The sequence below is a fragment of the Reyranella sp. genome, assembly GCF_004297265.1.
GTDB lineage: Bacteria > Pseudomonadota > Alphaproteobacteria > Reyranellales > Reyranellaceae > Reyranella.
The window spans coordinates 160,275-176,846 of the sequence record NZ_SCUT01000007.1; the positions used below are offsets into that span (position 1 = coordinate 160,275).

At 66.8% G+C, this 16,572-nt stretch carries 15 protein-coding genes; 10 read left to right on the plus strand and 5 right to left on the minus strand.

Annotation, left to right across the window (positions count from 1 at the left end):
- Nucleotides 1–16 precede the first annotated feature (16 nt).
- The 4 genes from hutI to EPO41_RS02525 are packed head-to-tail and all read left to right on the plus strand — an operon-like array spanning nucleotide 17 to nucleotide 5,142.
- Nucleotides 17–1,216 (plus strand): imidazolonepropionase, encoded by a 1,200-nt coding sequence (hutI, locus tag EPO41_RS02510; RefSeq protein ID WP_296319892.1) that lies wholly within the window; start codon nucleotides 17–19, stop codon nucleotides 1,214–1,216.
- Nucleotides 1,213–2,754 (plus strand): histidine ammonia-lyase, encoded by a 1,542-nt coding sequence (gene hutH, locus EPO41_RS02515; RefSeq protein WP_296319893.1) that lies wholly within the window; start codon nucleotides 1,213–1,215, stop codon nucleotides 2,752–2,754. The genes hutI and hutH overlap by 4 nt, the downstream gene beginning before the upstream one ends.
- Nucleotides 2,751–4,412: a urocanate hydratase gene (gene hutU, locus EPO41_RS02520; protein WP_296319895.1), complete on the plus strand. Its 1,662-nt coding sequence runs from the start codon at nucleotides 2,751–2,753 to the stop codon at nucleotides 4,410–4,412. The genes hutH and hutU overlap by 4 nt, the downstream gene beginning before the upstream one ends.
- Nucleotides 4,413–4,461: 49 nt before the next feature.
- Nucleotides 4,462–5,142 (plus strand): DUF1028 domain-containing protein, encoded by a 681-nt coding sequence (locus tag EPO41_RS02525; RefSeq protein WP_296319898.1) that lies wholly within the window; start codon nucleotides 4,462–4,464, stop codon nucleotides 5,140–5,142.
- Between the two features lie 185 nt (nucleotides 5,143–5,327).
- Here the strand turns inward: EPO41_RS02525 and hutC are convergent, their stop codons facing one another.
- The 5 genes from hutC to EPO41_RS02550 all read right to left on the minus strand — a co-directional run bounded on the left by hutC (nucleotide 5,328) and on the right by EPO41_RS02550 (nucleotide 9,533).
- Entirely contained in the window at nucleotides 5,328–6,053 is a 726-nt protein-coding gene (gene hutC, locus EPO41_RS02530; protein ID WP_296319901.1) for a histidine utilization repressor, read from the minus strand.
- 7 nt (nucleotides 6,054–6,060) lie between these two features.
- Entirely contained in the window at nucleotides 6,061–6,843 is a 783-nt protein-coding gene (locus EPO41_RS02535; RefSeq protein ID WP_296319904.1) for an ABC transporter ATP-binding protein, read from the minus strand.
- The gene (locus EPO41_RS02540; RefSeq protein WP_296319907.1) at nucleotides 6,840–7,616 is read right to left on the minus strand and encodes an ABC transporter permease; all 777 of its coding nucleotides are present in this window, start codon (nucleotides 7,614–7,616) and stop codon (nucleotides 6,840–6,842) included. The genes EPO41_RS02535 and EPO41_RS02540 overlap by 4 nt, the downstream gene beginning before the upstream one ends.
- 131 nt (nucleotides 7,617–7,747) lie before the next feature.
- Entirely contained in the window at nucleotides 7,748–8,701 is a 954-nt protein-coding gene (locus EPO41_RS02545) for an ABC transporter substrate-binding protein (RefSeq protein WP_296319910.1), read from the minus strand.
- A gap of 25 nt (nucleotides 8,702–8,726) precedes the next feature.
- The gene (locus EPO41_RS02550) at nucleotides 8,727–9,533 is read right to left on the minus strand and encodes a phytanoyl-CoA dioxygenase family protein (protein WP_296319911.1); all 807 of its coding nucleotides are present in this window, start codon (nucleotides 9,531–9,533) and stop codon (nucleotides 8,727–8,729) included.
- 184 nt (nucleotides 9,534–9,717) lie between these two features.
- Between EPO41_RS02550 and EPO41_RS02555 the strand changes: the two genes are divergently transcribed.
- From EPO41_RS02555 to EPO41_RS02580, 6 genes are read left to right on the plus strand one after another with little or no spacing between them, the layout of a single operon-like run.
- Complete coding sequence (locus EPO41_RS02555) at nucleotides 9,718–11,061, plus strand: LLM class flavin-dependent oxidoreductase (RefSeq protein WP_363246942.1); 1,344 nt, start codon at nucleotides 9,718–9,720, stop codon at nucleotides 11,059–11,061.
- Entirely contained in the window at nucleotides 11,058–12,659 is a 1,602-nt protein-coding gene (locus tag EPO41_RS02560; RefSeq protein WP_296319913.1) for an ABC transporter substrate-binding protein, read from the plus strand. Before EPO41_RS02555 ends, EPO41_RS02560 begins: the two co-directional genes overlap by 4 nt.
- 2 nt (nucleotides 12,660–12,661) lie before the next feature.
- The gene (locus tag EPO41_RS02565) at nucleotides 12,662–13,672 is read left to right on the plus strand and encodes an ABC transporter permease (RefSeq protein ID WP_296319916.1); all 1,011 of its coding nucleotides are present in this window, start codon (nucleotides 12,662–12,664) and stop codon (nucleotides 13,670–13,672) included.
- Complete coding sequence (locus tag EPO41_RS02570; RefSeq protein WP_296319918.1) at nucleotides 13,669–14,511, plus strand: ABC transporter permease; 843 nt, start codon at nucleotides 13,669–13,671, stop codon at nucleotides 14,509–14,511. The genes EPO41_RS02565 and EPO41_RS02570 overlap by 4 nt, the downstream gene beginning before the upstream one ends.
- The gene (locus EPO41_RS02575) at nucleotides 14,508–15,485 is read left to right on the plus strand and encodes an ABC transporter ATP-binding protein (RefSeq protein ID WP_296319922.1); all 978 of its coding nucleotides are present in this window, start codon (nucleotides 14,508–14,510) and stop codon (nucleotides 15,483–15,485) included. Before EPO41_RS02570 ends, EPO41_RS02575 begins: the two co-directional genes overlap by 4 nt.
- Nucleotides 15,482–16,504, plus strand: coding sequence for an ABC transporter ATP-binding protein (locus tag EPO41_RS02580; RefSeq protein ID WP_296319926.1), 1,023 nt, complete (start codon nucleotides 15,482–15,484; stop codon nucleotides 16,502–16,504). The genes EPO41_RS02575 and EPO41_RS02580 overlap by 4 nt, the downstream gene beginning before the upstream one ends.
- Nucleotides 16,505–16,572: the final 68 nt, after the last annotated feature.

Consider the following 16,572-nt stretch of genomic DNA (forward strand, 5'->3'; position numbering starts at 1 on the left):
TCATAATAACGCCGCCATGCAATGTGACCGCCTCTGGAAGAACGCACGCCTCGCGACCCTGGCCGGCGACGGCTTGGGCCTCGTCGAGGACGGGCTCGTGGCCGCGCACGACGGCCGCATCGTCTTTGCCGGCGCGACAGCGGAAGCGCCGTCGATCAATGCCGACGAGACGATCGATTGCGACGGCCGCTGGGTCACCCCGGGCCTGGTCGACTGCCATACGCACATCGTCTACGGCGGCAACCGCGCCCACGAGTTCGAGTTGCGTCTGGCCGGCGCCAGCTACGAGGAGATCGCGCGCGCGGGCGGCGGCATCGTGTCGACGATGCGGGCGACTCGCGCGGCGACGGAGGAGGAGTTGGTCGCCAGCGCCTTACCGCGGGTCGATACGTTGATCGCTGAGGGCGTGACCACACTGGAGATCAAGTCGGGCTACGGACTCGATACGGCCGCAGAGATGAAATCCCTGCGCGCCGCGCGCCGCATCGGCGAGGTACGGCCGCTTTCGGTCAAGACCACCTTCCTCGGTGCGCACGCGCTGCCGCCGGAAGCCAAGGGCGACAAGGATGCCTACATTGCCGTCGTTTGCGACGAGATGCTGCCGGCCGTGGTAAAAGCCGGGCTGGCCGATGCGGTCGACGGTTTCTGTGAGGGCATTGCCTTCACGCCGCAGCAGATCGAACGGGTATTCGAGGCGGCCAAGGCCAAGGGGTTGCGCGTAAGACTGCATGCCGAGCAGCTTTCCAACCTGCATGGCGCAAGCCTGGCGGCCCGTTACAACGCGCTCTCGGCCGATCATCTGGAGCATATCGACGAAACGGGCGTGAAGGCGCTTGCGCAAGCCGGGACCGTCGCCGTGCTGCTGCCGGGTGCGTTCTATTTCGTGCGCGAGACGCACAAGCCATCGGTCGATCTGCTGCGGCAACACGGCGTGAAGATCGCGCTGGCGTCCGACAGCAATCCCGGCACCTCGCCGCTCACCTCGCTGCTGCTGGCGATGAACATGGGCGCCACCTTGTTCCGGCTGACGGTCGACGAATGCCTGGCGGGCGTGACGCGCGAGGCGGCGCGGGCGCTGGGTTGTCTCGACGATGTCGGCACGCTGGAGGCCGGCAAGTGGTGTGATCTCGCGATCTGGGACATCGAGCGCCCGGCCGAGCTGGTCTACCGCATGGGCTTCAATCCGCTGCACGCGCGAGTCTGGAGGGGCCGATGAAGGCGATCGTGATCACGCCGGGAACGGTTCCGCTGTCGGCCTGGCGCGACATCTATCGCGGTGCGGCGGTGAGCCTCGATCCCGCCGCCTATGAGGCGATCGAGAAGTCGGCGCGGGCGGTATCGTCGATCCTCGCCAGGCACCAACCCGTCTACGGCATCAATACGGGCTTCGGAAAGCTGGCCAGCGTCCGCATCGAGGAAGCCGACCTGAAAACCTTGCAGCGCAACATCGTGCTCAGCCACGCCGCCGGTGTCGGTGCGCCGATGCCGGTCGCCGTCGTGCGCCTGATGATGGCGTTGAAGCTCGGCAGCCTGTCACAGGGCGCGTCGGGTGTGCAGCCCGCGACGGTGCGGCTGCTGGAAACGCTGCTGGCCGAAGGCCTGACTCCGGTCGTGCCCTGCCAGGGCTCGGTCGGCGCGTCGGGCGATCTCGCGCCGCTCGCGCATATGAGCGCGGCGATGATCGGCGTCGGCAATTTCCTGGTCGAGGGCGAGGTCGTGCCGGCTGCCAAGGCGCTGGGCGATGTCGGGCTGAAGCCGCTGGTGCTGGGCGCCAAGGAAGGGCTCGCGCTGCTGAACGGCACGCAGTTCTCGACCGCCTATGCGCTGGCCGGTCTCTTCGAGGCCGAGAACCTCTATGGCGCGGCGCTGGTCACCGGCGCGCTCTCGACCGACGCGGCGCGCGGCTCGGACGCGCCGTTCGATCCGCGCATCCATCACCTGCGCCGTCACGGCGGCCAGATCGCGGCCGCCGAGTCGCTTCGCCGTCTGATGGCGGGCTCGCCGATCCGCGCCTCGCATCTGGTGGGCGACGAGCGGGTGCAGGATCCCTACTGCCTGCGTTGCCAGCCACAGGTCATGGGCGCCGTTCTCGATATATTGCGCCAGGCGGCGGCGACGCTGGAAACGGAAGCCAATGGCGTCACCGACAATCCGCTGATCTTCACCGATCCCGACGAAGCGCTGTCGGGTGGCAACTTCCACGCCGAACCGGTGGCGTTCGCCGCCGACATCATCGCGCTGGCGCTGTGCGAGATCGGCTCGCTGTCGGAGCGCCGCATCGCCATGCTGGTCGATCCGGCCCTGTCAGGCCTGCCAGCCTTCCTGACGCCGCGGCCCGGCCTCAACTCGGGCTTCATGATCCCGCAGGTCACGGCCGCGGCGCTGGTGTCGGAGAACAAGCAGCGCGCCCATCCCGCCAGCGTCGATTCGATCCCGACCTCGGCCAACCAGGAAGACCATGTCTCGATGGCCGCGCACGGCGCGCGCCGTCTGCTCGACATGGCGGCCAATCTTTCCGCCGTCATCGGCATCGAGTTGCTGGCGGCGGCGCAGGGATGCGACTTCCATCGGCCGCTGGTCTCCAGCCCGCCGCTTGAGGCCGTCCGCACCTTGCTGCGCAACGCCGTGCCGCATCTCGAGGACGACCGCCATTTCCATCCCGACATCGAGAAGGCCACCTCGCTCGTTGCCGACGGCACGATCGTCGCCACCGTCGGCCCCGGCTTCCTGCCCGCCCTTCAGGAGACACCATGAACCGCATCGACAATGCCCGCACCATCCGGGCGCCGCACGGCACCGAACTCTCCGCCAAGAGCTGGCTGACCGAAGCGCCCTTGCGCATGCTGATGAACAACGTCGATCCCGACGTCGCCGAGAAGCCCGGCGAGCTCGTTGTCTACGGCGGCATCGGCCGCGCCGCGCGCGACTGGGAGAGCTTCGACCGCATCGTGGCATCGCTGCGCAAGCTCGAGGCCGACGAGACGCTGCTGGTCCAGTCGGGCAAGCCGGTCGGCGTGTTCCGCACCCATGCCGATGCGCCCCGGGTGCTGATCGCCAACTCCAACCTCGTGCCGCGCTGGGCGACCTGGGAGCATTTCAACGAGCTCGATCGCAAGGGCCTCATGATGTACGGCCAGATGACGGCCGGCTCGTGGATCTACATCGGCAGCCAGGGCATCGTGCAGGGCACCTACGAGACCTTCGTCGAAATGGCGCGCCAGCATTACGGCGGCAGCCTCGCGGGCCGCTGGATCCTGACCGCAGGCCTGGGCGGCATGGGCGGCGCGCAGACCCTGGCGGCGACGATGGCCGGTGCCTCGTGCCTTGCCGTCGAATGCCGTCCCAGCAGCATCGAGTTCCGCCTGCGCACCGGTTATCTCGACGTCCAGGCCAGGGACCTCGATGACGCGCTGCAGATCATCGCCAAGGCGGTGACGGAGAAGAAAGCCGTCTCGGTCGGCCTGCTGGGCAACGCTGCCGATGTTCTGCCCGAGCTGCTGCGCCGCGGCGTGCGGCCCGACTGCGTGACCGACCAGACCTCGGCCCACGATCCGGTGAACGGCTACCTGCCCAAGGGCTGGACCCTGGCGGACTGGGAAGCCAGGCGCGCCAGCGATCCCGCCGGCGTCGCCAAAGCCGCGAAGCAGTCGATGGCCGGTCACGTGCGCGCGATGCTGGAGTTTCACAAGCTCGGCGTGCCCACGGTCGATTACGGCAACAATATCCGGCAGATGGCACTGGAAGAGGGTGTGGCCGACGCGTTCAGCTTCCCGGGCTTCGTCCCGGCCTATATCCGTCCGCTGTTCTGCCGTGGCGTCGGGCCGTTCCGCTGGGCCGCCCTCTCGGGCGATCCCGAGGACATCTATCGCACCGACGAGAAGGTGAAGGAGCTGCTGCCGGACAACAAGGATCTCCACAACTGGCTCGACATGGCGAAGAAGCGCATCAAATTCCAGGGCCTGCCGGCGCGCATCTGCTGGGTCGGGCTCGGCGACCGTCATCGCCTCGGCCTCGCCTTCAACGAGATGGTTGCGAAGGGCGAACTCAAGGCGCCGATCGTGATCGGCCGCGATCATCTCGACTCGGGCTCGGTCGCCAGCCCCAACCGCGAGACCGAAGGCATGCGCGACGGCTCGGACGCGGTGTCCGACTGGCCGCTGCTCAACGCGCTGCTCAACTGCGCCTCGGGCGCGACCTGGGTGTCGCTGCATCATGGCGGCGGCGTCGGCATGGGCTTCTCCCAGCATGCCGGCATGGTCATCGTCTGCGACGGCACACCGGAGGCGGCCAAGCGGGTCGAGCGCGTCCTGTGGAACGACCCGGCGACCGGCGTGATGCGCCATGCCGATGCCGGCTATCAGGACGCCATCGACTGCGCCCGCGAGAAGGGGCTCAATCTGCCTAGTCTTTGAGAATCTTTCCTCCCCCTCAAACGGGGAGGTGAAGAATGGGGATACTGACATGACCTTCTCGATCGTCGGACGCTGTGCGCGGACCGGTATGCTGGGCGCTGCAGTGACCACCTCATCGATTTCGGTCGGCTCGCGCTGCTCACATGCGCGGGCGGGCATCGGCGCGGCGCTCACGCAGCACCGCACCGATCCGAGGCTGGGGCCGCTGGCGCTGGACCTGCTGGCCCATGGTTTCTCGGCGCCGGAGGCGATGCAGGCGGTGGTCGCGGCGACGCCGCACCGGCATTGGCGGCAACTGGCCCTGATCGATGCGGCCGGCCGCACCGCCGTCTATTCCGGCGCAAATGTCCGGGCCGAGCGCGGCGAGGCGCAGGGCAAGGACTGCGCCTCCATCGCCAATATCGTGCGATCGGCGTCGCTGCCTCAGGTCATGGTGGGAGCCTTCGAGGCGTCTCCGGATCTGCCGCTGGCGCGCCGCCTGCTCGATGCGCTGGCGGCCGGCGAGGCGGCGGGCGGTGAATTCCAGCCGGTGACCTCGGCGGCCTTGCTCGTCGTCGACAGGGAGTCCTTTCCCTATGTCGATCTGCGAATCGACGATCATGCCCAGCCGATCGCCGAACTGGCCCGTCTCTGGACGAAGTACGAGCCCGAAGCCTACGCCTATGTGATCCGCGCCGTCGATCCGGAAGCGGCGGTGCCGCCGCCGGGGATGAAACTCAAGGCGACCTGATCGATGCAACTTTATCGTGGGCTGCGGCGTTTGATCCGCATGCCCCGCGATACCCCCTCTTCCGAAGAGCCGATCCAACCGGCCGACCGCACCGCCCGTGAACGCCTCGAAGCCGAGATGAAGCGGGCGCTCTGGGCCCAGCAGGCCTCACGGTCCTGGGCGGCCCTTACGGCCACGAAGGCTCTTCAGCCTAATCTCTGATTTCCCACCGCATCGAAGCGGCAGCCCAGCCTGTACCGTGATGAGGGGTGCAGGCAGCGCACCATCGTGACCGGCGTCGTACGCGTCCAGGTGCGCCGCGTCAGCAACAGGCAGGGTTCCGAGGACTCGATCTGCAGGCGGTTCGCCTGCTCCGGCGTCGGCAGGACGGCGTCGACGACATGCTCGATCTCGTCGAACGGCACGTTCTGCACCAGATATTCACCCGGCGGGATGTCGCTGAAATCCTGCTCCAGGAAGGCCGGCACCACTTGCGGGTTGACGTAGCGGTCCTCGAACTGGACCGGCACCTCGTTCTCGAGGTGAAGGCACACCGAATGAAAGACCGACTGTCCCGAGCGCAAACCGAGCCAGGCGGCGATGTCACCGGGCGCCGCCACCCTCTCGGCCGAGAGTAGCGCGCAGCGATAGTCGTGGCCGCGCTGGCGAACCTCGCGGGCAATGCTGGCGATGTGCAGAAGAGTCGATTGCGGCTTGTCCTCGGCCACGAAGCTGCCGACTCCCGCGACCCGTACGATGCGGCCCTGCTGGACGAGATCGCGCAGCGCCCGGTTCACGGTCATGCGCGACATGCCGAACCGGCTCACCAGCTCGTGCTCCGAAGGCAGGCGATGGCCCGGCGGCCACGATCCGTCCTGGATGTGGCGCACGATATAGTCCTCGACCTGCTGGTAGAGCGCGGTCGGTTCCATCGGCCCCTCAGTGATCCGCGGCGATGGCTTCGACCCGGATCTCCTCGGTGAGGCGGGCCTTCAGCGCCATGAACTCAGGCGTGGTCTTGACCGTGTAGTGCCTGGGATGGGGCAGGCCGACGTCCAGCTCGGTCTTGATGCGACCCGGCCGGGCGCTGAACACAACGACCCGGCTGGCCATGAAGATGGCCTCGTCGATGTCGTGGGTGATGAACATCACCGTCTTCTGCGCCTGTTCCCAGATGCCGAGCAGCAGCTCCTGCATCAGGACGCGCGTCTGGTTGTCGAGTGCGCCGAACGGCTCGTCGAGCAGCAGGATCTTGGGGTCGTTGGCCAGCGCGCGGGCGATCGCCACCCTCTGCTGCATGCCACCCGAAAGCTGCTTGGGAAAATGGTCCTCGAAGCCGCGCAGGCCGACCTGGGCGATGAAGCGGTCGCTGATCTCGCGCTGCTCCGAGAGCTTCATGCCCTTCTCGCGCAAGCCGAAGCAGATGTTCTGGCGCACGTTCAGCCAGGGAAAGAGCGTGTAGCTCTGGAACACGACGCCACGGTCGGCGCCGGCGCCCGAGATGTTCGTGCCGTCGAGCTTGATCTCGCCCGTGGTCGGCGTCTCGAGCCCGGCGACCAGCCGCAGCAGGGTGGACTTGCCGCAGCCCGAGGGACCCAGCACGGTGATGAAATCGTTGTCGCCGACCTCGAGATCGACCGGCAACAGCGCCTGCGTCGGCGGCACGTTGCGCCGGTGGCCGGGGAAGGTCTTGGAAACGTTGCGGATGGAAAGCCGGCTCATCGCAGCAGGCTCCACGCGAAGAGGTACTGGTTCACCTTCTTGAACAGCACGTCGGAGATCAGGCCGACCAGGCCGATCACCACGATACCCGCGATGATGTGATCGGTAGCCATCAGGGCCTGGCTGTCGGTGATCATGTGGCCGATGCCCGACGAGGCGCCGATCAGCTCGGCGACGATGATGTAGGTCCAGCCCAGCCCCAGCACCTGGCGCAGCGCCTCGGCGATGTCGGGCGCGGCGCCGGGCAGGACGACCCTGCGGATCACGCCGGTATCCTTGCAGCCCAGCGTATAGGCAGCCTCGACCAGGTCGCGGCGCGTGCCGGCCACGATCATGGCGATCATGAGGGTGAGCTGGAAGAAGCAACCGATGAAGATGACAGTGAGCTTCTGCGCCTCGCCGATGCCGACCCACAGGATCAGCAGCGGGATGAAGGCCGAGGCCGGCAGGTAGCGCGCGAAGGAGACGAAGGGTTCGAAGAAGGCCTCGATCGGCTTGTAGACTCCCATCGCGATACCGAGTGGCACGGCGATGACGGCGGCGAGCACGAAGCCGCCGACCACGCGCCAGATGGTCATGCCGACGTCGTAGGTGAATCCCTGCGTGGCAAAGAGGCTCCAGGCGGAAACCAGCGTCTGCCAGGGCGAGGCGAGGAAGTGCTTCGGGACGGCGCCGGTCCAGGTGATCAGCCACCAGAGCGCGACGAAGGCGACGAAGAACGCCACGCCCAGGACGATGCGATTCTCCCGTTTGACGGGAACCAGCAGTTTCATGATCTCTTCTCAAACCTTCCTCCCCATTCAAATAGGGAGGTGTCGGCGTCCTACGCCGACGGAGGGGTCATGACCCCTCCGCCTCACAGGACGAGGCACCTCCCCCGCTAACGGGGGAGGCAAAAGGCTGGCTACTTGATGTACGTCGTGTCGAAGAGCGTATCCATGTTGTCCGGCTTGCTCTTGATCACGCCGATCTCGAGCAGCAGCTCCGCGGCTTCCTTGTTGAAGGCCTGGATCTCGCCGCTGAAGAACTTCTTGTTGGCCTCGCGGTCGGCCCACTTGATCTTGGCCTGTGACTTCTCGAACTGCTCGGCGGTCTGCTTCACGTCGGCGCCCATGATCGTGAAGGCCTTCTGCTTGTCCTTCTCGATCATGTCGAGGGCCTGGAAGTAGCTCTCGACCAGCGCCTTCACCGCCTTGGGGTTCTCCTTGATGAACTTCGGCGTGCAGCCGAAGGAGTCGAACACCATCGGGTACTGCAGCGAATCGGCGATCAGCTTGCCGGTCTCGGGCTTGTCGCGCACCAGGCTGAGATAGGGCTCGTAGGTGACGGCGGCGTCGAGGTCCTTGCCGGTGACGAAGGCGTTGGCGGCGGGCGCCGGCTCCAGGGTGACGAGCTTCACGTCCTTCAGCGACATGCCGTTCTTCTTCAGGATCCAGGCCAGGGTGAAGTGCGGGTTGGTGCCCGGCGCCGAGGCGGCGACCGTCTTGCCCTTGAGGTCGGTGACCTTGGCGATGTCGTTGCGGGCGACGATGCCGTCCGAGCCCATGCCCTGGTCCATCTTGAAGAGCTGGGTGGTGGCGATGCCGTTGGTGTTCCACACGATCCAGGTCTCGACCGTGGTCGCGGCGCACTGCAGGTCGCCCGAGGCGATGGCGAGGTGGCGGTCCTTCTGCGGGATCTTCTTGATCGTCACGTCGAGGCCGTTGGCCTTGTAGATGCCGGCCTCCTTGGCGAGCGTGATCGGCGCGAAGCCGGTCCAGCCGGAGATGCCGATGGCGACCTTGGTGTCCTGCGCCGCGGCGCCGCCGGCGAAGGCCGTTGCCGCCAGAACGGCGGCCACTGCTGTGAACTTGGACATGATGAAGCTCCCTTTGATCTGAGTGTTACGAACGATAGACGACGGGAAAGAGCGGCGTGTCGAGAGGGTCACCATCCTGCAGCCCGAGATCGGGGAAGGGCGGCGAGGTCCGGCCGGCGCGCTTCGCGAAGACGGCGTCGTCGCCGACCCAGCGCGCCGAGAAGACACGGCGCGCGCGCGGCGACTGGTTACCCGGCGCGCCGTGCACCGTCCGGAAATTGAAGGCGATGGCGTCGCCCGGCTGCATGTCCCAGCCCGCGACGTCGAGCGTGGGGCGCATCGCCTCGATATCGGGCATCACTTCGAAATCGTCGTTGGCATAGAGCCGCGTGCCGTCGAAGCGCATGGGCCGGAAGCCCTTGCCCCAGGTATGCGAACCTTTGATGCACTCCATCACCACGTCGCGCGGCACCGGATCGAGCGGGATCCAGAAGCTGACGCTCTGCCGGCCTTCTACACAGTAGTAGGGCTGATCCTGGTGCCACGGCGTGACCGTGCTGCCGCCCGGCTGTTTCACGAGCACATGGTCATGGAAGAAGCGGGCCGTGCGCGAGCCCATGAGGCGGGCCGCGATCTCCGCGGCCGGCGACTTCCAGACGAAGGCTTCGAACTCCGGGATGCGCTGCCAGTTGCACAGGTCCTGGAAGAAGGGCGCCGAGCCGTCGGCCGGACGAACCGTCCGTTCCAGCGGGCTGGGATTGGCCATCAGCGCGTCGACACCGGCGCGCAGCGGTTCCACCCAATCATCGAAGACGCCGCGCAGCACGATCGCACCGTCCTGGCGATAGCGCTCCGCATCGTCCGTTTGCGGCACTTTTTGTTCGGTCCCCATGCCTAGCCTGTAGCCTGTCTATACAGGTCAAGTCAGCAGAATCTGTGCCATCCGATGCAGCTGGTGCACGCCACCGCCGTCCGTGGCGTGGCCAGATCCGTGGCATGGGACTTGCGTCTTTTTGCAGTGATTGTCCGCGTTCCGAACGGGAGAGCGAGGCGTGCCTCAAAAGACTCAACGACGGATGATGCGTCTCGGCGCCTTCGTCCACGAAACCGGGCAGCATGTTGCAGCCTGGCGCCATCCCCAAGCTCACTTCCACTCGGGTGCGAGTCTTGCCGACGCGGTCGAGGTTGCCCAGACCGCCGAGCGCGGCAAGTTCGACTTCCTTTTCCTGGCCGACACGGCCGCCGTCAGCCTGTCGGGAACGCCTGAATCACGTGGCCGCATGGGCAAGGTGGTCAAATTCGAGCCCATGACCATCCTGTCGGCGCTCGCCGCCGTCACCAGGCATCTCGGCCTCGTCGCCACCTCGACCACAACATTCAACGAACCCTATACGCTGGCCCGCCAGTTCGCCTCGCTCGACCAGATCAGCGGCGGCCGGTCCGGCTGGAATCTCGTCACCTCGAACAACGAGGATGACGCGCTCAACTACAGTCTCGATCAGCATCCCGCGCACGCCGACCGTTACGAGCGTGCCATCGAGTTCGCGGAGGTCGTCACCGGCCTGTGGGACAGCTGGGACGAGGACGCCTTCATCCGCGACAAGGAGTCGGGCGTCTTCTTCGATCCCTCCAAGCTCCATCCGCTGCATCACAAGGGCAAGCATTTCCAGGTACGCGGGCCGCTCAACGTCGGCCGCTCGCCGCAGGGGCGGCCGGTGCTGGTCCAGGCCGGCGCCTCGGGCACCGGACGCGATGTCGCCGCGCGCCTCGCCGAGCTGGTGTTCACCGCGCAGACCACCTTCGATCAGGGCAAGGAGTTCTACGGCGACGTGATGGGGCGGCTGCCGCGCTACGGCCGCTCGCCCTCCGAAGTTCTGGTGATGCCCGGCCTTTATCCGGTCGTCGCACCGACCGCATCGGAGGCGCGGGAGAAGTACGATTACCTGCAGTCGCTGATCCATCCCAGCGTTGGCCTCGCCGTTCTGGAACACACGATCGGCGTGCACGATCTCGACAAGCTGCCGCTCGACGGGCCGGTGCCCGAGATGCCCGACACCAACGGTCCGCTCAGCCGCCAGCGTCTCCTGCTCGATCAGGCGCGCCGCGACAAACTCACTTTGTGGGAGCTCTGCCTCGCCAATGCCGGTCCGCGCGGACACGTGCTCACCATCGGCACGCCGAGCCAGGTCGCCGACGAGATGGAGCACTGGTTCAAGGACGGTGCCTGCGACGGCTTCAACGTGATGCCGGCCTGGCTGCCGGGCTCGCTGACCGATTTCGTCGACCTCGTGATCCCCGAACTGCAGCGCCGGGGTCTGTTCAGAACGGAGTACGAATCCATGACCTTGCGCGGGAATCTCGGCCTGCCGCGGCCGATCAGCCGTTTCCATGCCGACCGCTTTGCAGGAGCCGCCCAATGACAATGAAGGGACCCATGCTCGGCCGCCGCCAGGTCGCAGGGCTGGCTGCCGGCGCTCTCGTCGCGGGCTCCATCCGGTCGGTCCAGGCCGCCGACTCTTCGACCTTCGTCAGCGGCTTCGCCCTGCCGATGAACCTTGATCCGCATCAGGTCTATGACGTGCCGATGCAGTCGATGATGCTGAACGCCTACGACAATCTCTATCGCTACCAGAACGATCCGCCGCAGATCGTGCCGTGGCTGGCCGAAAGCCATACCGTCTCCGATGACGGCCTGCTGTGGGAATTTAAGCTCCGCCCGAACATCAAGTTCCACGACGGCAGCCCGATGACGGCGGAAGACGTCGTCTACAGCTTCCGTCGCGTGCTGGCGCTGGGACTGGCGCCGGCCGGCGCTTTCCTCAAGATCCTGAAGCCCGACAACGTCACGGCACCCGAGCCCCTCGTGGTGCGGTTCAAGCTCGAGACCTCCTATGCGCCGTTCTTCGCGGCGATCCCGAGCATCTCCATCGTCAATCCGCGCCTGATCGAACCCAATGTGAAGAACGGCGACTGGGGCAAGGCCTGGCTCGCCTCGAACGGCGCGGGCTCCGGCTCCTACCGCATCATTCCCGCCGGCTACCGGCCGCTCGAATATCTCGACATGGAGATCAACGAAGGACACTTCCTCGGCTGGTCGCACAATCCCAAGCCGGTGAAGAAGATCGCCTACCGGCCGACCAAGGAAACCTCGACTCGCGTGCTGGCCCTGCTGAACGGATCGCTCGACTGCACCGATCCCAACTTGCCGGCCGACCAGGTGGAGCAGATCAACGCCTCCAAGATCGCCTACGTCCAGAAGGATGTGGTCATGCGGACCTTCGTCATCCGCATGAACAACACCAAGCCGCCGTTCGACAATCTCAATGCGCGCCTGTGCTTCGCCCATGCCTTCAACTACATGGGCTTCATCAAGGACATCCTGGGCGGCTACGCCACGCGCGATCCCTATCCCATGCCCGACAACCTGTGGGGCATTCCCAAGGATGTGAAGGGCTACGACTACGACCTCAAGAAGGCCAAGGAATACTACGCCAAGGCCGTCGCCGAGGGCGCGCCCATGAAGCGACCGCTCGAGCTGCACGTGCAGTCGGAGAACGAGCAGAGCGTGCAGGGCGCACAGCTCTTCCAGGCCGACCTGGCGCAGATCGGCATCAACCTGAAAGTGGTCGGCAACATCTGGTCGAACCTGACCACCGCCGCCGCCAAGCCCGACACCACGCCGGACATGTGGGTCCATTGGGTCAGCACCTATTTCGTCGATCCCGAGAACTGGGTCGGCCAGATGTACGACAGCCAGTTCCACGGGACCTGGAAGGCCTCGTCCTACTACAAGAACGACCAGGTCGACGCGTTGCTGCGCAAGGCGCGCGCGGCGGTGAAGCAGGAGGAGCGGGCGCCGCTCTACGAGGAGGCCATCCGCAAGATCATGGCCGATTCACCCGACATCTGGATCTACAATTCCATGCAGCTCCAGGGCCTCAACAAGCGGGTCAAGGGCCGTCGCTTCTGCACCGTGGGCCAGGGTGCCGAGATTCGCTGGATCACGCTCGACGGCTGAGCATGCTGCGTTTCGTCGTCCGGCGCTGCCTGCTCGTGCTGCCGTCGCTGCTCGGGTTGCTGGTCGTCACCTTCCTGCTGATCCGCGTGGTGCCGTCGGATCCGGCCGTGGCGATGGCGGGTGATGCCGCGACGCCCGAACAGATCGAGCGCTTGCGCCAGCAGTACGGCCTCAACCGCCCGATCTGGGAGCAGTTCGTCTCCTATGTGGGCAAGGTCGCCACGCTCGACCTCGGTGAGAGCGCCTTCTCGCGCCGGCCGGTCGCCGTTGACATCGCCCAGCGCCTGCCGGCGACCCTGATGCTCACTTTCTGCGCGCTGGCGATCTCGGTCTTCGTCGGCGTGCCGCTGGGGGTCATCGCCGGGCTTTCGCACAATGCCTGGCCGGACTACCTGCTGCGTGTCTTCTCGGTGATGGGCATCGCCGTGGCGGCCTTCTGGTTCGCCATCATGCTGCAGCTTCTCTTTTCGATGGAGCTCGGCTGGCTGCCCCTGCGCGGCGAGATCTCCGCCACGATACCGCGACCGCCGAGGATCACCGGCTTCATGGTGATCGACGCGATGATCGCCGGCCGCTTCGACGTGGTCGCCGACGCCCTGCGCCATCTGGTCCTGCCGGCGGTGACGCTGTCGCTGGGCGGGCTCGCCACCATCGTGCGGTTCACGCGGGCCGGTGTGCTCGACACGATGCAGCAGGACTTCGTCTTCTACGAACGCGCCATGGGGTATCGCCGGTGGCGGCTCAACTGGATTTACGTGCTGCGCAACTCGGTGACGGCGACCGTGACCCAGATCGGCCTGCTGTTCGGCGGCCTGATCGCGGGAGGCGTCGTTGTCGAATCGATCTTCGACTGGCCGGGCATCGGCAGCTACACGGTGCAGGCGATCCTGACGGGCGACCGCCAGGTCATGCTCGCGGTCACGCTTCTGGTGGGCGTGGTCTATGCCGCCGTCAACATCCTGACCGACCTGGTGCACGGCGTCCTCGATCCCCGCCTGATGGAGCGGGGATGAGCCCGATCCTGCGCAAGCTCAGCCGCGACCTGCCCGCGATGCTGGGGCTCGGCATCGTGCTCTTCGTGCTGGTGATCGCGATCTTCGGGCCGATGCTGGCGCCGTACCCCGAGGATGCGGCGGCCTCGCATCTCACGCGCCGGCTGAAGCCGCCCAGCGCCGCCTTCCCGTTCGGCACGGACAATCTCGGCCGCGACATCTTCTCCCGCGTCATCCTGGGTGCGCGCGGCGCGCTCTCGATCGCGCTCACCGTCGTGTCGACCGCCATGCTGATCGGCGTGCCGCTGGGCCTGATCGCGGGCTATCGCGGCGGCTGGGTGTCCGAAGGCATCATGAGGGTCACCGACGTGGTACTGGCGATCCCGCAGCTCGTCCTGGCGCTCGCGCTGGCGCAGCTCATGTCGCCTTCGCTCGAAAGCGCGATGCTGGCGCTCTCGCTCACCTACTGGCCGTATTTCACCCGCATCGTCTATGCCGAGACGCGGCGACTCTCGGCGTCCCTGTTCGTCGACGCCCTGCGCGGCATCGGGGCCGGCAGCGGCCGCATCGTCTTCCTGCACATCCTGCCCAACGCGCTTTCGCCGGTCATCGTACGCGCCACCATCGGCCTCGGCTTCACGATCCTGGTGGCGGCGGTCCTGGGTTTCCTCGGGATGGGCGCGACGCCGCCGGCACCGGACTGGGGCCTCGCCATCGCCGAAAGCCGCACCTACCTGCCTCGCGCCTGGTGGTACGCCACCTTCCCGGGCCTCGCGATCCTGATCACCGTGATGGGCTTCAATCTCCTGGGCGACGGGTTGCGCGACATCGTCGATCCCCGCATCCGGCGCTCGCGATGATCCCGGTCCTCAGTGTGCGCGGCCTCAAGGTGTCGATCCGCACCGACGAGGGCAATGCCGAGATCCTCGACGATATCGGCCTCACCCTGGAGCGTGGCCGCATCCTGGGCGTGGTGGGCGAGTCGGGTTGCGGCAAGTCCACGTTGATCCGGTCGATCATGGGTATCCTGCCGCGCGCGGCGACGGTCGATGCCGGCGAGATCTGGTTCGAAGGCGAGAACCTGCTGGCCTTCTCAGAAGCCGAGCTGAACGACGGCGTGCGCTCCAGCCGCGTCGGCTTCATTCCGCAGGACCCGCTGCTCGCGCTCAATCCGGTGTTCAAGGTCGGCGCCCAGATGCTCGAAATCATGCGCTGGCATGCGCCTGACAACGGATTGCGCGGTGCGGCACGCCGGCGGGCGCATGTCGAGCGGCTGGTGAGCCTGCTGAAGCGCATGCAGGTGCCCGATCCGGAAACGGCGCTGGAGCGTTATCCGCATCAATTCTCGGGCGGGCAGCGCCAGCGCCTGCTGATCGCGGCGGCGCTGGCCTGTGCGCCGGGCCTGGTGATCGCCGACGAGCCGACCACGGCGCTCGACGTCACGACCCAGCACCAGATCCTGCTCCTGCTGCGCGAGCTGGTGGCGGAGTTCGGAATCTCGCTGCTGTTCGTGACGCATGATTTCGGCGTCGTCGCCGAGCTGTGCGACGATCTCTGCGTCATCTATGCCGGCCAGACGGTGGAGGCGGGGGCCGTGCAGGCGATCCTCGATGCACCGTCGCATCCCTACACCCGCGCGCTGCTCGCCTGTCACCCCGACCGGGCGACGACGTTCCTCGGCATTCCGGGCTCGGTGCCGTCGCCGCTGGCGCGTCCGCCGGGTTGCCTGTTCGCGCCACGCTGCATCGACGCGCAGGCGCTCTGCCTGACGGGACGGCCGCCCCAGGGACAGGCCCGTTCGGGCGCCGAGGTCCGCTGCGTGAAGTTCGCATGACCGCCGATCCGCTTCTGACACTGCGCGACGTGTCGGTGCGGCTGGGTGGCCGCAAGGGCTTCCTGCAGCGCACGATCCTGCCCGTCCAGGCGGTGAAGCAGGTGAGCCTCGACCTGCACAGCGGCGAGATCCTGTCGCTCGTGGGCGAGTCGGGCTGCGGGAAGACGACGCTCGGCCGCACCATCCTCGGCCTGCAGCGCGAGAGCGAGGGCGAGATCCTGCTGGAGGGGCGCCGGGTGAGCGGTCTCGCGCCCGAGGCGGCGCGGCGGGCGCGCAGCATCGTGCAATACTCTCATCAGGATGCCGGCGCGGCGCTCGATCCCTGGTGGAGCATCGGGCGGACGCTGGAAGAGGGGCTCAAGATCCACGGCGTGCGGAACGCTTCGGAGCGGCACGACCGGGTCGCGGCGATGCTTCAGGCGGTCGGGCTCGACCCGACCTCGGCGCGGCGCTATCCGCACGAATTCTCCGGCGGCCAGCTTCGGAGACTGGCGCTGGCGCGCGTCCTTCTTCTGAAGCCGCGCGTGCTGATCCTCGACGAGCCGACCTCCGGCCTCGACATGTCGGTGCAGGCGACGGTCTTGAACCTGTTGCTGGAACTGCGAGAGCGATTCTCGCTCACCTATCTCTTCATTTCGCACGACCTGTCGGTGGTCGAGCGCCTGTCCGACCGTGTGGCGATCATGTATCTCGGCCGCATCGTCGAGCTGGGCACGGCGAAGACCGTGTTCGGCCAGCCGACGCATCCCTACACCCGCACCTTGCTGGCGGCGGCGCCGCGACTGACCGGGCGCCGCGCATCGGGGCCGTCGCTGGTTCGCGGCGATCCGCCGAACCCGCGCCTCATCCTCCCCGGTTGTTCGTTTTTCGACCGCTGCCCGATCGCCGAACCGGCCTGTCGGCAATCGACACCGAAGCTGCAACCTGTTGCGGGTGACCATGACGTTGCCTGCCATCGTGCTGAGATGGCGGGAGAAGAAGGGCAGACTGCTTCAATCGGAGCAAAGCGCCGCGCCTGAACGGGCGCTGCGGAGGCTTTTCCGCACGATTCCGCGATGCGCGCCAATGGCATGACGCTTGCTGCCTG

Excerpts from the sequence above, each read along its gene's own strand:
- hutH (WP_296319893.1), top strand. The coding sequence starts at position 1,213 with ATGAAGGCGATCGTGATCACGCCGGGAACGGTTCCGCTGTCGGCCTGG.
- EPO41_RS02525 (WP_296319898.1), top strand. The coding sequence starts at position 4,462 with ATGACCTTCTCGATCGTCGGACGCTGTGCGCGGACCGGTATGCTGGGC.
- hutI (WP_296319892.1), top strand. The coding sequence starts at position 17 with ATGCAATGTGACCGCCTCTGGAAGAACGCACGCCTCGCGACCCTGGCC.
- EPO41_RS02535 (WP_296319904.1), bottom strand. The coding sequence starts at position 6,843 with ATGAGCCGGCTTTCCATCCGCAACGTTTCCAAGACCTTCCCCGGCCAC.
- EPO41_RS02545 (WP_296319910.1), bottom strand. The coding sequence starts at position 8,701 with ATGTCCAAGTTCACAGCAGTGGCCGCCGTTCTGGCGGCAACGGCCTTC.
- EPO41_RS02570 (WP_296319918.1), top strand. The coding sequence starts at position 13,669 with ATGAGCCCGATCCTGCGCAAGCTCAGCCGCGACCTGCCCGCGATGCTG.
- EPO41_RS02575 (WP_296319922.1), top strand. The coding sequence starts at position 14,508 with ATGATCCCGGTCCTCAGTGTGCGCGGCCTCAAGGTGTCGATCCGCACC.
- EPO41_RS02550 (WP_296319911.1), bottom strand. The coding sequence starts at position 9,533 with ATGGGGACCGAACAAAAAGTGCCGCAAACGGACGATGCGGAGCGCTAT.
- EPO41_RS02560 (WP_296319913.1), top strand. The coding sequence starts at position 11,058 with ATGACAATGAAGGGACCCATGCTCGGCCGCCGCCAGGTCGCAGGGCTG.
- hutU (WP_296319895.1), top strand. The coding sequence starts at position 2,751 with ATGAACCGCATCGACAATGCCCGCACCATCCGGGCGCCGCACGGCACC.
- EPO41_RS02555 (WP_363246942.1), top strand. The coding sequence starts at position 9,718 with ATGATGCGTCTCGGCGCCTTCGTCCACGAAACCGGGCAGCATGTTGCA.
- hutC (WP_296319901.1), bottom strand. The coding sequence starts at position 6,053 with ATGGAACCGACCGCGCTCTACCAGCAGGTCGAGGACTATATCGTGCGC.
- EPO41_RS02580 (WP_296319926.1), top strand. The coding sequence starts at position 15,482 with ATGACCGCCGATCCGCTTCTGACACTGCGCGACGTGTCGGTGCGGCTG.
- EPO41_RS02540 (WP_296319907.1), bottom strand. The coding sequence starts at position 7,616 with ATGAAACTGCTGGTTCCCGTCAAACGGGAGAATCGCATCGTCCTGGGC.
- EPO41_RS02565 (WP_296319916.1), top strand. The coding sequence starts at position 12,662 with ATGCTGCGTTTCGTCGTCCGGCGCTGCCTGCTCGTGCTGCCGTCGCTG.